Raw genomic sequence first — 13721 nt, 5'->3', positions numbered from 1 at the left:
GAGGAGAGAAGTGCATGACGCAAGTCACGGTGAAAGAACTGGCCAAAGTGGTCGACACACCGGTAGAGCGCCTGTTACAGCAGATGCGTGAGGCAGGTCTGCCGCACACCGCCGCCGAGCAAGTTGTGACCGATAACGAAAAACAAGCCTTGTTGACGCACCTGAAAAGCGGTCACAAGGCCAAGGTGGAAGAGCCTCGCAAGATTACCTTGCAGCGCAAGACCACCAGCACCCTGCGCGTTGCTGGCAGCAAGAGCATCAGCGTTGAAGTGCGCAAGAAGAAAGTCTTTGTGCAGCGTAGCCCGGAAGAGATCGAAGCCGAGCGCAAGCGCGAGATGGACGAACGCCGTGCGGTAGAAAATGCCGCTCGTCAAAAGGCTGAAGAAGAAGCCAAGCGTCGCGCTGAAGAAGATGCGCGCAATCAGCCTGCCGCCGGCCAGCCTGCTGCGGCACCTGAGCAACCTGTTGCTGCAGCCGAGCCTGTGCGTGAAGCGCCAGCACCAGCAGCGGCTGCTCCGGCACCTGCCAGCGCAGCGCCGTCTGCTGACGCTCGCAAGCGTGACGAACAGCGTCGCCCTGACAAGCCTCGTGCTGACGACCGCAATGCCCGCGGCGGCGACGGGGAGCGTAAAAACGCTCCGCATCGCGCTTCGGTCAAGGAGAAGGCTCCGGCCCCTCGCGTTGCTCCTCGTACTACCGACGAAGAAAGCGACAGCTTCCGTCGTGGTGGTCGCGGCAAGTCCAAGCTGAAGAAGCGCAATGCACATGGTTTCCAGAGCCCTACCGGCCCTGTGATCCGTGACGTTGCCATCGGCGAGACCATCACCGTCGGCGAATTGTCGGCACAGATGTCGGTCAAGGCTGCTGAAGTCATCAAGTTCATGTTCAAGATGGGCACTCCGGTGACCATCAACCAGGTACTGGATCAGGAAACTGCCCAGTTGATCGCCGAAGAGCTGGGCCACAAGGTCACGCTGGTCAGCGACAACGCCCTGGAAGATTCCCTGGCCGAATCGCTGAAGTTCGAAGGTGAGTCGTTCTCCCGTGCACCGGTTGTGACCGTAATGGGCCACGTCGACCACGGTAAGACCTCGCTGCTCGACTACATTCGTCGTGCCAAGGTTGCAGCTGGCGAAGCCGGCGGCATCACCCAGCACATCGGTGCCTACCACGTTGAAACCGAACGCGGCATGGTCACGTTCCTCGACACCCCTGGTCACGCTGCGTTTACCGCGATGCGTGCCCGTGGTGCCAAGGCAACGGACATCGTGATTCTGGTGGTTGCAGCTGACGACGGCGTGATGCCGCAGACCATCGAAGCTGTTCAGCACGCTGTTGCGGCTGGCGTTCCGCTGGTTGTAGCGGTGAACAAGATCGACAAGCCTGGTGCTGACCTCGATCGTATCCGCAGCGAGCTGTCGGTGCATGGCGTGACGTCCGAAGAGTGGGGCGGTGATACGCCTTTCGTTTCGGTATCCGCGAAAATGGGTACTGGCGTCGACGAGCTGCTGGAAGCTGTTCTGCTGCAAGCTGAAGTTCTGGAACTCAAGGCAACTCCTTCGGCCCCGGGTCGTGGTGTTGTTGTCGAGTCCCGTCTGGACAAGGGCCGTGGTCCGGTCGCTACTGTTCTGGTTCAGGACGGTACGCTGCGTCAGGGCGACATGGTTCTGGTCGGTTCGAACTTCGGCCGCATCCGCGCCATGCTTGACGAGAACGGCAAGCCGGTCAAAGAAGCAGGTCCTTCGATTCCGGTCGAAATCCTGGGTCTTGACGGTACTCCGGATGCTGGCGACGAGATGTCGGTGCTGGCTGACGAGAAGAAAGCCCGCGAAGTCGCGCTGTTCCGCCAGGGCAAGTTCCGCGAGGTCAAACTGGCTCGCGCTCATGCCGGCAAGCTGGAGAACATCTTCGAGAACATGGGTCAGGAAGAGAAGAAGACGCTTAACATCGTCCTCAAATCCGACGTCCGCGGTTCTCTGGAAGCATTGCAGGGCGCCCTCGGCGGCCTGGGTAACGACGAAGTGCAAGTGCGCGTAGTCGGTGGCGGTGTCGGTGGTATCACCGAGAGCGACGCCAACCTGGCACTGGCCTCCAACGCTGTACTGTTTGGCTTCAACGTGCGTGCCGATGCTGGCGCGCGCAAGATTGTCGAGCAGGAAGGTCTGGATATGCGTTACTACAACGTGATCTACGACATCATCGAAGACGTCAAGAAAGCCCTTACCGGTATGCTTGGCAGCGACGTCCGGGAGAATATCCTGGGTATTGCCGAAGTCCGCGATGTGTTCCGTTCGCCGAAATTCGGCGCGATCGCAGGCTGTATGGTTCTGGAAGGCACTGTCTACCGTAACCGTCCGATTCGTGTTCTGCGCGAAGACATCGTTATCTTTGAAGGCGAGCTGGAATCCCTGCGCCGCTTCAAGGACGACGCTGCCGAAGTACGTGCAGGCATGGAATGCGGTATCGGCGTCAAGAGCTACAACGACGTCAAGGTCGGTGACAAGATCGAAGTCTTCGAGAAGGTCCAAGTGGCTCGCAGCCTCTAAATCGCGAGCTTCAGGAGTCATGGTGGGAGCTTCGCATGCAAATGCCCTGCTTCCCCCATGGGCTCTAAACGCAACGCCCGGTCTGGCAATTGTCAGGCCGGGCGTTTGCCGCTTTCAGACTGTCAGGGTTTGGTCCCGGATCAGTAACAGGTAACAAGCATGGCAAAAGAATACAGCCGTACCCAACGTATTGGCGATCAGATGCAGCGCGAGCTGGCGCAACTGATCCGTCGCGAAATCAAGGACCCACGTGTGGGTCTGGTCACTATCACCGCCGTAGACGTCAGCCGTGACGTGGGTCATGCCAAGATTTTCATGACCGTCATGGGCCAGGACAGCGCGGAAGAGATCGCACAGACCATCAAGGTGCTCAACTCTGCCGCAGGCTTCCTGCGCATGCAGCTGGCACGCGAAATGAAGCTGCGCAGCGTGCCTCAACTGCATTTCCATTACGACGAAAGCGTCGTGCGTGGTGCGCATCTCTCGGCACTGATCGAGCGTGCAGTGGCACAGGACGGTCAGCATCAGGAAGGCTCGGCATCGCCAGATGCAAAGCCTGAAAGTACCGAGGAATAAAGAGTGGCTCAGGTCAAGCGTATACGCCGCAACGTCAGCGGGATCATCCTGCTCGACAAGCCACTGGGTTTCACTTCCAACGCCGCTTTGCAAAAGGTTCGCTGGCTGCTCAATGCCGAGAAAGCCGGGCATACGGGCAGCCTTGATCCGCTGGCAACGGGTGTTTTGCCGTTGTGCTTTGGCGAAGCGACCAAGTTTTCCCAGTACCTGCTCGATTCGGACAAGTCCTACGAGACTCTGGCGCAGTTGGGCAAAACCACCACGACTGCCGACTCCGAAGGTGAGGTTTTGCTCACGCGTCCGGTGACCGTTGGTCGCGACGATATCGAAGCGGTGTTGCCGCATTTTCGTGGGCAAATCAGCCAGATACCTCCCATGTACTCGGCCCTCAAGCGTGATGGCCAGCCACTTTACAAGCTGGCACGTGCAGGGGAAGTAGTGGAGCGCGAGCCCCGTTCTGTTACTATTGCGCGCCTGGAATTACTTGCTTGCGAAGGCGACACAGCACGTCTGTCGGTCGATTGCAGCAAAGGTACCTATATCCGTACGCTGGTCGAGGATATTGGTGAAAAGCTCGGTTGTGGTGCTTACGTCGCAGAGCTGCGCCGTACCCAGGCGGGGCCTTTCACGCTGGCTCAGACGGTTACGCTGGAAGAACTGGAGCAAGTGCATGCCGACGGCGGCAATGAGGCGGTTGACCGCTTCCTGATGCCATCGGACAGCGGTCTGCTGGACTGGCCGCTGCTGAAGTTTTCGGAGCACAGTTCGTTTTACTGGTTGCACGGGCAGCCAGTGCGCGCGCCGGACGCACCGAAATTCGGTATGGTTCGTGTGCAGGATCACGAAGGTCGCTTCATCGGTATCGGTGAAGTCGCCGAAGACGGGCGTATTGCGCCGCGTCGATTGATTCGGTCAGAGTGACCGGAACCAGTCCGTCCGCAGGCTAGCCTGCGAGCGGGGTGGAATGAGGATGGCTGTCAACAGGCACGGTCATACCTCCTTTTTTAATACGAGGATCTGTCCTCGGCCTGTTGGAAACGTTTCTCCGGAAGCGCTTCCTTGAACAAAAGGATTGCCCACATGGCACTCAGCGTTGAAGAAAAAGCTCAGATCGTAACCGACTACCAGCAAGCTGTTGGTGATACTGGTTCGCCAGAAGTGCAAGTTGCACTGCTGACCGCCAACATCAACAAACTGCAAGGCCACTTCAAGGCCAACGGTAAGGACCACCACTCGCGTCGTGGTCTGATCCGTATGGTAAACCAGCGTCGCAAGCTGCTGGATTACCTGAAAGGTAAGGACGTTAGCCGTTACAGCGCCCTGATCGGTCGTCTGGGTCTGCGTCGCTAATAACGACGTTGCTAGAGGTTGGTTGTCTGTCACGATCCGTCGGGTTTTCCCGGTGGTTCTGGCAGGCTCCCAGCCTCAAGTTTTATCTGGACTGTGGATGGGGCCGATTCCCCACGCTGCCCAAGAATTCGCAAGAAACCAGTTCCCCAAGAGCCACAAAGAAAGGTAGGAAACCGTGAACCCGGTAATCAAAAAGTTTCAGTTCGGTCAATCGACCGTAACCCTCGAGACAGGCCGTATCGCCCGTCAAGCCTCTGGCGCAGTATTGGTCACCGTTGACGACGACGTCAGCGTACTCGTGACTGTGGTCGGCGCCAAACAGGCTGACGCTGGCAAAGGCTTCTTCCCTCTGTCCGTGCACTATCAGGAAAAAACCTACGCTGCCGGCAAGATTCCTGGTGGTTTCTTCAAGCGTGAAGGCCGTCCTTCCGAGAAAGAAACCCTGACCTCGCGCCTGATCGACCGTCCGATCCGCCCGTTGTTTCCAGAAGGCTTCATGAACGAAGTGCAGGTTGTCTGCACCGTCGTCTCCACCAGCAAGAAAATTGATCCGGACATCGCTGCGATGATCGGTACTTCGGCTGCACTGGCCATCTCCGGTATTCCGTTTGACGGTCCGGTCGGTGCTGCGCGCGTTGCTTTCCACGAAAGCACCGGCTACCTGCTGAACCCGACTTACGAGCAACTGCAGGCTTCGAGCCTGGACATGGTCGTAGCCGGTACTTCCGAAGCCGTTCTGATGGTTGAATCCGAAGCCAAAGAGCTGACCGAAGACCAGATGCTGGGCGCTGTGCTTTTCGCCCATGACGAATTCCAGGTGGTGATCAACGCCATCAAGGAACTCGCTGCAGAAGCCGCCAAGCCTGTCTGGGCCTGGCAGCCGAAGCCTGAGGCAACCGCACTGCTGGGCGCTATCCGTGCCGAGTTCGGCGACGCGATCTCCCAGGCTTACACCATCACTGTCAAAGCCGACCGCTATGCGCGTCTGGGCGAGCTGAAAGATCAGGTCGTTGCCAAGCTGGCTGTCGAAGAAGGCAGCCCGTCTGCCAGCGAAGTCAAAGCTGCTTTCGGTGAAATCGAATACCGCACCGTTCGCGAAAACATCGTCAACGGCAAGCCGCGTATCGATGGTCGCGACACTCGCACCGTTCGCCCGCTGAACATCGAAGTCGGCGTTCTGCCGAAGACTCACGGTTCGGCACTGTTCACCCGTGGCGAAACTCAGGCGCTGGTTGTTGCGACGCTGGGTACCGCGCGTGACGCACAGCTGCTCGACACCCTTGAAGGCGAGAAAAAAGACCCCTTCATGCTGCACTACAACTTCCCTCCGTTCTCGGTGGGCGAGTGTGGTCGTATGGGCGGCGCGGGTCGTCGTGAAATCGGTCACGGTCGTCTGGCACGCCGCAGCGTACAGGCCATGCTGCCGGGCGCTGACGTATTTCCGTACACCATCCGTGTTGTGTCGGAAATCACCGAGTCCAACGGTTCCAGCTCCATGGCTTCGGTCTGCGGCGCTTCTCTGGCACTGATGGACGCTGGTGTTCCAATGAAGGCACCGGTTGCCGGTATCGCCATGGGTCTGGTCAAGGAAGGCGAGAAATTCGCCATTCTGACCGACATCCTTGGTGACGAAGACCACTTGGGCGACATGGACTTCAAGGTAGCCGGTACCTCTAAAGGTGTTACCGCGCTGCAGATGGACATCAAGATCAAAGGCATCACCGAAGAAATCATGGAGATCGCCCTGGGTCAGGCCCTGGAAGCTCGCCTGAACATCCTCGGTCAGATGAACCAGATCATCGGTCAGTCGCGTAACGAACTGTCGGCCAACGCTCCGACCATGATCGCGATGAAGATCGACACCGACAAGATCCGTGACGTGATCGGCAAGGGTGGCGCAACCATCCGTGCCATCTGCGAAGAGACCAAGGCTTCGATCGACATCGAAGACGACGGCTCGATCAAGATCTTCGGCGAGTCCAAGGAAGCGGCTGAGGCAGCACGTCAGCGCGTTCTGGGCATTACCGCAGAAGCCGAGATCGGCAAGATCTACGTCGGTAAGGTTGAGCGCATCGTCGATTTCGGCGCGTTCGTCAACATCCTGCCGGGCAAGGATGGTCTGGTGCACATCTCGATGCTGAGCGATGCTCGCGTAGAGAAAGTGACCGATATCCTCAAGGAAGGTCAGGAAGTCGAAGTACTGGTACTGGACGTGGACAACCGCGGCCGTATCAAGCTGTCGATCAAGGACGTAGCCGCAGCGAAAGCGTCGGGCGTCTGATTGATCTGAGCGGCATGTGAAAAAGGACTCTTCGGAGTCCTTTTTTTATGAGCGCAATTAGAGGGTTACAAACGGGGCATGCAAACTGCTCGGTATAAACATGCATCTTGCAAGCACAATAAGTGAGGAACGGGCAAACTGCACGACCCGGTTAAAAATGAAAAAACTCAACTATATGATTTTAAAGGGTTTTTAGTATATTTGGTTTTTGGCACACCGCTTGCGATATACCTGTTAACCCTGCCACCACACGCTGGTGCAGATTTTGAGAAAAACAGGAGTTATCGTATGAAGAAGTTCGCTATTGCCGCTGCTACCGCTACTGCCCTGACTCTGACCATGGCCAACGCTGCTTTCGCACAGACCTCGGCTCAAGCGCCAATGGTTCTGGCAGCTAACACCACTACTCAAGAAGTCAAAGAAGATACTTCTGATACCTGGATCACCACCAAAGTCAAAGCTGACCTGCTGACCGAGAAAGGCATCCCAGGTTCGGACATCAAGGTTGAGACCAACAAAGGTGTGGTTTCCCTGTCCTCCATGGTAAAAGTTACCGAAGCTCAGAAAAACACCGCCGTCGCTATCACCAAGAAAATCAAAGGTGTTAAAGACGTATCGGCTGCTGGCCTGAAAGCCGAGTAATCGAATACTGCCCATGAACAGCCGCAGTCATTGATTGATGGAAAGTTCATGCGAGGCTACAAGGATGTAGCCATTAAAGGCCCCGACTGAAGAGTCGGGGCCTTTTCTATGGCGGTGAAGAATGGGTGCAGGGGGTAGGGGGGAGGATCAGTTACGACGCTTGCTTTCAATCCCGACCAAGCGACCACCTTCGAAGCGCAGGTACTGATACATGCCGTTATCAGGTCCGTAGATCCATTCCTCGATTCTCACGGCTTCGGACCTTCGGTAGTTGCTATTGAAGGTCTCCTGAGTGCCCAGCACTTCCTGGCTTACGGGCTCTCCGCATTTCTGCTGCACTTCGAATGCCCGGTCCCCCGTGCTGACCAGCTGGTTACCACAGCGCAGGGTTGACGTGGCATATGACGAGGTGGCAACTGACCCGGCCAGGGTGGCGAGGGTCAGGTTGATCAGCAGTTTGATTCGGGTACGTGCCAAGGCTTCATTCACTGTCGAGGTGGAGGGGGCTGATGACTTTACCATCTGGCTGGGCCTGACCCAGGTGGGCGTCGACGAAGTACACACGGGCGTCTTCCAGTTTGCCCTTGTCTACCAGGTAGTCCTTGATGCTGCTGGCTCTGCCCTGGCCCAGTTCACGCAGCAATACCTCATTGCTGCTCCAGAACTTGAGCACGGCGGCACGCATCTGGTTTGCACGTTGTTCCTTGCCCAGGTTTGCCCATTCGGCAGGCGGTTGCTGTTTCAGGCGTGTGCGGTAGATACCTTCAAGCATAGGAGCTTTTTCATCTTCCGGGACCTGTATCAACCCGGCCCTGGCCGGAACCTTGTCGCCGCGTCGCTGGAGGATCTTGTAATAAGTGTACTGGTATTCCCGCTCCAGCCGCTGTTGGGCGATCAGAGGACCGTCACTGCTGGCAGCGCTAGTGCCTTCGATCTCCAGCTTCAGGTCCGGACGCTCCTTGAGCGCCACCGAGAGCTTGTCCAGGGCACTTTGCGCCTCTGCCGACAAATCACTGGAGCCCGGCGCGAAACTCACGCTGCCGAGGTCCTCGGAGCTTCCACCGGCGACCAGACCGCCGAGCATCTTGAACGGAGCCTGCGCAGCACGCAGCACAAGATTGCGCAGGGTTTGCCAGATAATTGGCATGACGCTGAACTGCGGGTTGTTCAGATCGCCCTCGATCGGCAGCTCCAGAGAAATTCGTCCCTGCGTATCCTTGAGCAGCGCGACCGCCAGACGGATAGGCAGGTCCAGCGCATCCGGGCTGTCGACCCGTTCACCCAGTTGCAACTGTTCAACCAGCACCTTGTTCTGCGCCTTGAGCTGACCTTTGGTGATCAGGTAGTGCAGGTCGAGATTGAGCCTGCCCTTGCGGATCCTGAAACCGGCGAACTTGCCGGAGTAGGGAGTGAGGTTGGTCAGCTCGACGCGCTTGAAGCTGGTGGTGATATCCAGACTGGCCATCGGGTCGAACGGGTTGAGGCTGCCTTTGATGGTCACAGGCGCGTATCGATCGACCTTGCCCTGGATGTCCACGGGTGCCGGTGTCGCCTTGCGGTTGTCGATGGTGCCGATGCGACCATTGAGCTGCTGCACGGCGGTGGCAAAGTTCGGGGTCAGGGTCATGTCGGCAAAGTTTGCCGAGCCATCCTTGATATTCACTTCGCCGACGTAGATCGCCAGAGGGTTCTCTGCCTTGGCCTTGGGTTGTGTTCTGGCTGGTTTTGGCTGCGATGCGGTCTTGTCATCAGGCTGCGGAATCAGCAGGTCATCGATATTGGTGGTCCGGTCTTCATTGATCATGAAACGCGCGTAAGGCTGATCCATGTTGACTTTGGCAATCGAAAGGCCCGTGCCGTGCTGGTAGTCCAGCCCTTCGAGTTGCAGTTGTTGCCACTTCAGGAAGTCGCGCTGTTTGAGCGTGTCCAGTGTGTGAAGCTGATTGACCTGCGCTTTGCCGGTGACGCTGAACGCCAGCGGTTCGGTGCTTTTCAGGTTGACCGCCAGATCGCTGCCCAGCATGCCGCTGCGCATTTCCAGACGAATGAATGGGCTGATGTAGGCCTGGGCGAGGCGCAGGTCGATGTCGCGGGTAGTTACGTTAAGTTGTGCACTGACCGGGTTGAGGTTCACATCGCCGGCTGCAGTGAGGTTGCCTTGTTTGCCCAGCCCGGTATCAAGCTTGAGCGTGAAGGGGGATTTGTTCAGGCTGTCGAAATTCTGGATGTCCAGATTCAGCGGGCCAACATCCAGAGCAACGGGCTCTTGAGGTACGCGATCTGCCAGATGGACCATGTAATTGCGCAACTGCACATCTCGCAGCAGCACCTGCCATGGCGTGCTTTGCGTGGCGGGCTTGGCTTTGGCAGAGGCCTCTGTGGCTGGGGCCGGTTCAGCCGCCTTGTCGTCCACGGCCGGTGTTTGCGGTGCCACTGGCTTGCCCGGCTGGCTGGCGAACAGCTTTTGCCAGTCCAGTTGCCCGTCGGCTTCGCGCGCTGCCCAGGTTTCCAGTTTCTGGCTGAGGATCTTGCCTACGGTCACCAGCTGCTTTGCCAGATCGACTGATGTTTCGCTCACGTCCAGGCGTTGCAGGCGTACCAGAGGGCGACCGTCTGGCGTGTTCAACGCGAAGGGCGCGACACTGGCCGACACATTGGTCAACTTCAGCTCGGTTTCCTTGGCCAGATTGAGTGTGTAGGCCGTGCTGAAATTCAGCACGCCGTCCTCAAGCGCCAGCGGCAACGCATCACGCACGTAAGGCCACCACAGCTTCATCTTGCTGTCGGTGACTTTCAGCGTCCCTTCCGAGGTGATCGGTATCAGGCTGATACGCCCGACCCAGTCGATCTGCCCGCCATCCGGACCTGCCGCGACCAGCGTCATGTCGGCATTGTCTTCTGGTAATGTGCTGAGGTTCTTTAGTTCGAAATTGAGTGTGTCGTAGAGAAATTCGATGGGCTGGCTGGGGCGCATATCCCGAAAGTGAACGTAGCCATCGGCCAGTTTGATTTCGTCGATACGCAGCGGGAACGGCTTGCCGGGGGGTTCGTCCTTGCCAGGTTCGCTGGCTGGCAGCTTGAACAGTTGCGCCAGATTGAGTTTGCCTTGCTTGTCGAACAACAGCTCGGTCTTGGGTTTGATCAGCTCGATGCGTTGCAGGTGCAGGGCCCGAGTCCACAGGCTGTTGATTTGCAGGTTGGCATAAAGCTTTTCAAACGCGACCTGTTCCTTGCCCGGCGTGCCGATGTTCAGGCCCCAGAGCGTCAGCTCCAGCGTGTAAGGATTGAATTCCAGGCGTTCAAGCTTCGCCGGCACGGTGGCGTAATTGGCCAATTGCTGATTGGCGATCCGCAGAGCGACACCGGGAAGAATGAAGAACCCCAGCAAGCTGTAGAGCACGATCACAGTCAGCAAGGAGCCAAGTGTGCGTTTCAATCCTCTGGACATGGGCAGCGGCGTCTCTCTCTTTTGGAAGCCCTTGGAGTATGGCATGCCTGTTCGGTTCCCAAGGCACTGCCGTCGCCGCTCGTAGGAACTTTCCGATAGTGCTTTGCGATACCAGCCGCCGGATTAGAGTTGCAGGATCAGCGTTTTCAGGGGTGGCTGATTATCCAGAGACGGGAAGTCCTTGGCAGGAAGCATCTCCTGGCAGTCGCGTACCGGGCGTCCAGCCTTGGTGGCACAGCGTAATACCTGCTCACGCCAGTCCTGCATGCTGACCTTCGCAAGGTTGTTGCAGCAGATCAGTACGCCGCCGTCTGCCGTCGTCAGCAGAGCCGGCTTGAGCAGGCTTTGATAGTCGCGCAGCAGGTCAACGGTGCCGAACGCACTTTTGGCCCAGGCAGGTGGGTCAAGCAGGACCAGATCATACTGGCGCTGTTGCAGCTTCATGTAGCTGGGCAATTGTTGGCTGCGCCGCGCTGCAATCGGCAGCCCTGCCAGTTGGCGGATCGCCGGAAAATAATCCGACTGGATGAACTGCATGGGTGGTAGTTGCGGGTTAAGTGCACCATTCTCTCGACCCACGGCCAGGTTGCCTTCGGCGAAGTCCAGATTGCACACCTCGCTCGCGCCACCGGCCGCAGCGCTGAGACCGACGCCGCAGGTATAGGCGAACAGGTTCAGCACGCTTTTGCCGGCGCTGTGCTGTTTGACCCAGCCACGCGTGTTGCGCAGGTCCAGAAACAACAGCGGGTCCTGGCCTGCATGCCGGCCGCGGACTCGATAATTGAGCCCCCACTCATGCCCGATGTGGTCGGCCAGCGCCGCTTCGTCAGCCTTGTAGACCGTATCCTGGCGATCCACGCGTGAGTTGCCTTGCGAGCGATCGTTATAGACCAGCAGCGTTTCCAGGCCCAGTCGCGCGTTGACCTGCTCGTGCAGCGCAAGCAATGCATCGCGATCCAGGCGGGTGTGAAAGCTTTGTACCAGCAATTGCGGGCCGTAGCGGTCGATGGTCAGCCCGCTGGCGCCTTCCTGGCTGCCGTGAAACAGCCGATAGCAGTCTGTGCCCTGCTGATGCAGTTCGCCCAGCAACGATTGACGATTATCGAGGGCGACGCTGAGCGCCTGATTCAAGGAAGACATGCTAAGCGCCTCGGGCTGGAATAAGGCGCGGGAGTTTAACAGCTAGCGGGCGCTGACGGTTTTTAGCGTCAGCCGCGTTGTTCAGGTCCTGTGCTGTCATACAGCGCCAACATTCCCCTGTTACGGTACTTTTTTGCCTGTCAGCGAGGGGATAACCGTGAGCCAGTTCGATCTCAAGCGTCGCCGTGTCATCCAGGCCGTGGGGGCCGGTTTGCTGTTGCCGGGGCTTGCGCCTGCGGTGATCGCTTCGGTGCAGGATCGCCCGAAAATGGTCGATGGTGTGCAGTCCGGAGATGTACTCGGCGACAAGGCCATGGTCTGGAGCCGCAGCGACCGGCCTTCGCGGATGGTGGTCGAATGGGACACACGCAGTATGTTCACCCAGCCACGGCGCGTGGTGTCGGCGCTCGCCGATCAGCGTACCGACTTCACCGCGCGGGTCGAATTGAGCGGGCTGCCGGTCGATCAGGCGATTTTCTACCGCGTCTCGTTCGAGGATGCCCAGAGCGGTGTCGCCAGCGAACCCTGGTTCGGCCATCTGCGCAGCACGCCACAACAGCGTCGTGACATCCGCTTCGTCTGGAGTGGCGACACGGTAGGGCAGGGCTTCGGCATCAACCCTGACATTGGTGGCATGCGTATCTATGAGGCGATGCGCTTGCGTTTGCCGGACTTTTTTATCCACAGTGGTGACACCATTTACGCCGACGGGCCAGTGCCTGAGCAGATCACCACAGAAGGCGGGCGGATCTGGCGCAACCTGACCACCGAAGCGAAAAGCAAGGTGGCGGAGACCCTCGACGAGTACCGAGGCAATTACCGCTATAACCTGATGGATGAAAATCTGCGCCGCTTCAATGCAGAAGTGCCGCAGATCTGGCAATGGGATGACCACGAAGTCACCAACAACTGGTCGCCTAGCAAGCAGCTTGATGAGCGTTATAAGGTCAAGGACATCCAGTTGCTGTCCTCGCGTGCCCGCCAGGCTTATCTGGAGTACGCGCCGCTGCGCTTGCAGCAAGCCGACAATGGCGGGCGCATTTATCGCAAGATTCCTTACGGTCCGATGCTCGACGTGTTTGTCCTCGATATGCGCAGCTACCGCGACGGCAATGATGCCAATCTGGCCGAAAAACCGGGCCCTACCACTGCATTTCTTGGCCGTGAGCAACTTGACTGGCTCAAGCGCGAACTCAGTGCGTCACGCGCGCAATGGAAGGTCATTGCTGCTGACATGCCCATAGGCCTTGGCGTGCCGGATGGCGAGGTGAGCCCGGGCGTGGCGCGCTGGGAAGCCATCGCCAACGGCAATGACGGCCCGGCGCTTGGCCGCGAGCTGGAAGTTGCCGAATTGCTGGCGTACCTGCGCGCGCAGAAGATTCGCGATTGTGTCTGGCTGACGGCCGATGTCCATTACTGCGCCGCGCATCATTACCAGCCGGATCGTGCCGTGTTTCAGGACTTCGACCCGTTCTGGGAGTTCGTCGCCGGGCCACTGAATGCGGGCAGCTTCGGTCCCAATGTACTGGACAAGACGTTCGGTCCGGAGCTGGTGTTCCAGAAAGCGCCCCCTGCACAGAACACCTCGCCTTTCGCGGGTTATCAGTTCTTTGGCGAAGTGAACATCGACGGGCAGACCGGCGAGATGTCTGTTGCCCTGCGCGATCTTGATGGCGTTTCAGTGTTTGAGCGCAAATTGCAGCCGACCGTGGAGATCAGCCGCATCGTCTGACAGAAA

10 protein-coding genes are annotated in these 13721 nt (G+C 58.3%); 7 read left to right on the top strand and 3 right to left on the bottom strand.

Annotated elements, in window-relative coordinates:
• The first annotated feature begins 14 nt into the window (after positions 1–14).
• The 6 genes from infB to RYC17_RS06255 all read left to right on the top strand — a co-directional run bounded on the left by infB (position 15) and on the right by RYC17_RS06255 (position 7395).
• Complete coding sequence (infB, locus tag RYC17_RS06280) at positions 15–2546, top strand: translation initiation factor IF-2 (RefSeq protein ID WP_057403432.1); 2532 nt, start codon at positions 15–17, stop codon at positions 2544–2546.
• A 159-nt stretch (positions 2547–2705) separates the two neighbouring features.
• A complete protein-coding gene (gene rbfA, locus RYC17_RS06275) occupies positions 2706–3122 on the top strand; it encodes a 30S ribosome-binding factor RbfA (protein WP_002555123.1) in 417 nt (138 codons plus the stop codon).
• 3 nt (positions 3123–3125) lie between these two features.
• Positions 3126–4043, top strand: a complete 918-nt coding sequence (truB, locus tag RYC17_RS06270; protein WP_004416157.1) for a tRNA pseudouridine(55) synthase TruB — start codon at positions 3126–3128, stop codon at positions 4041–4043.
• Positions 4044–4202: 159 nt separating this feature from the next.
• Positions 4203–4472, top strand: a complete 270-nt coding sequence (gene rpsO / locus RYC17_RS06265; RefSeq protein WP_002555121.1) for a 30S ribosomal protein S15 — start codon at positions 4203–4205, stop codon at positions 4470–4472.
• Positions 4473–4647: 175 nt separating this feature from the next.
• On the top strand, positions 4648–6753 hold the full coding sequence (gene pnp / locus RYC17_RS06260) for a polyribonucleotide nucleotidyltransferase (RefSeq protein ID WP_057402164.1): 2106 nt from the start codon (positions 4648–4650) through the stop codon (positions 6751–6753).
• 288 nt (positions 6754–7041) lie between these two features.
• Positions 7042–7395 carry a BON domain-containing protein gene (locus tag RYC17_RS06255; protein WP_002555119.1) on the top strand — a complete coding sequence of 118 codons (354 nt, stop codon included), beginning with the start codon at positions 7042–7044 and terminating at the stop codon, positions 7393–7395.
• Between the two features lie 147 nt (positions 7396–7542).
• Here the strand turns inward: RYC17_RS06255 and RYC17_RS06250 are convergent, their stop codons facing one another.
• The 3 genes from RYC17_RS06250 to RYC17_RS06240 all read right to left on the bottom strand — a co-directional run bounded on the left by RYC17_RS06250 (position 7543) and on the right by RYC17_RS06240 (position 11983).
• Positions 7543–7917: a DUF2845 domain-containing protein gene (locus RYC17_RS06250; protein ID WP_177342354.1), complete on the bottom strand. Its 375-nt coding sequence runs from the start codon at positions 7915–7917 to the stop codon at positions 7543–7545.
• On the bottom strand, positions 7877–10843 hold the full coding sequence (locus tag RYC17_RS06245; RefSeq protein ID WP_316902642.1) for a DUF748 domain-containing protein: 2967 nt from the start codon (positions 10841–10843) through the stop codon (positions 7877–7879). Before RYC17_RS06245 ends, RYC17_RS06250 begins: the two co-directional genes overlap by 41 nt.
• Before the next feature lie 123 nt (positions 10844–10966).
• Positions 10967–11983 (bottom strand): class I SAM-dependent rRNA methyltransferase, encoded by a 1017-nt coding sequence (locus RYC17_RS06240; RefSeq protein ID WP_057456139.1) that lies wholly within the window; start codon positions 11981–11983, stop codon positions 10967–10969.
• Positions 11984–12140: 157 nt separating this feature from the next.
• On the opposite strand from RYC17_RS06240, the gene RYC17_RS06235 reads away from it, so the two are divergent.
• Complete coding sequence (locus RYC17_RS06235; RefSeq protein ID WP_058407961.1) at positions 12141–13715, top strand: alkaline phosphatase D family protein; 1575 nt, start codon at positions 12141–12143, stop codon at positions 13713–13715.
• Positions 13716–13721 lie beyond the last annotated feature (6 nt).

Source organism: Pseudomonas syringae group sp. J248-6 (assembly GCF_032586995.1).
GTDB lineage: Bacteria > Pseudomonadota > Gammaproteobacteria > Pseudomonadales > Pseudomonadaceae > Aquipseudomonas > Aquipseudomonas amygdali.
The sequence above is the reverse complement of the archived record's forward strand: the minus strand, read 5'-3'. Positions and strand labels throughout refer to the sequence as shown.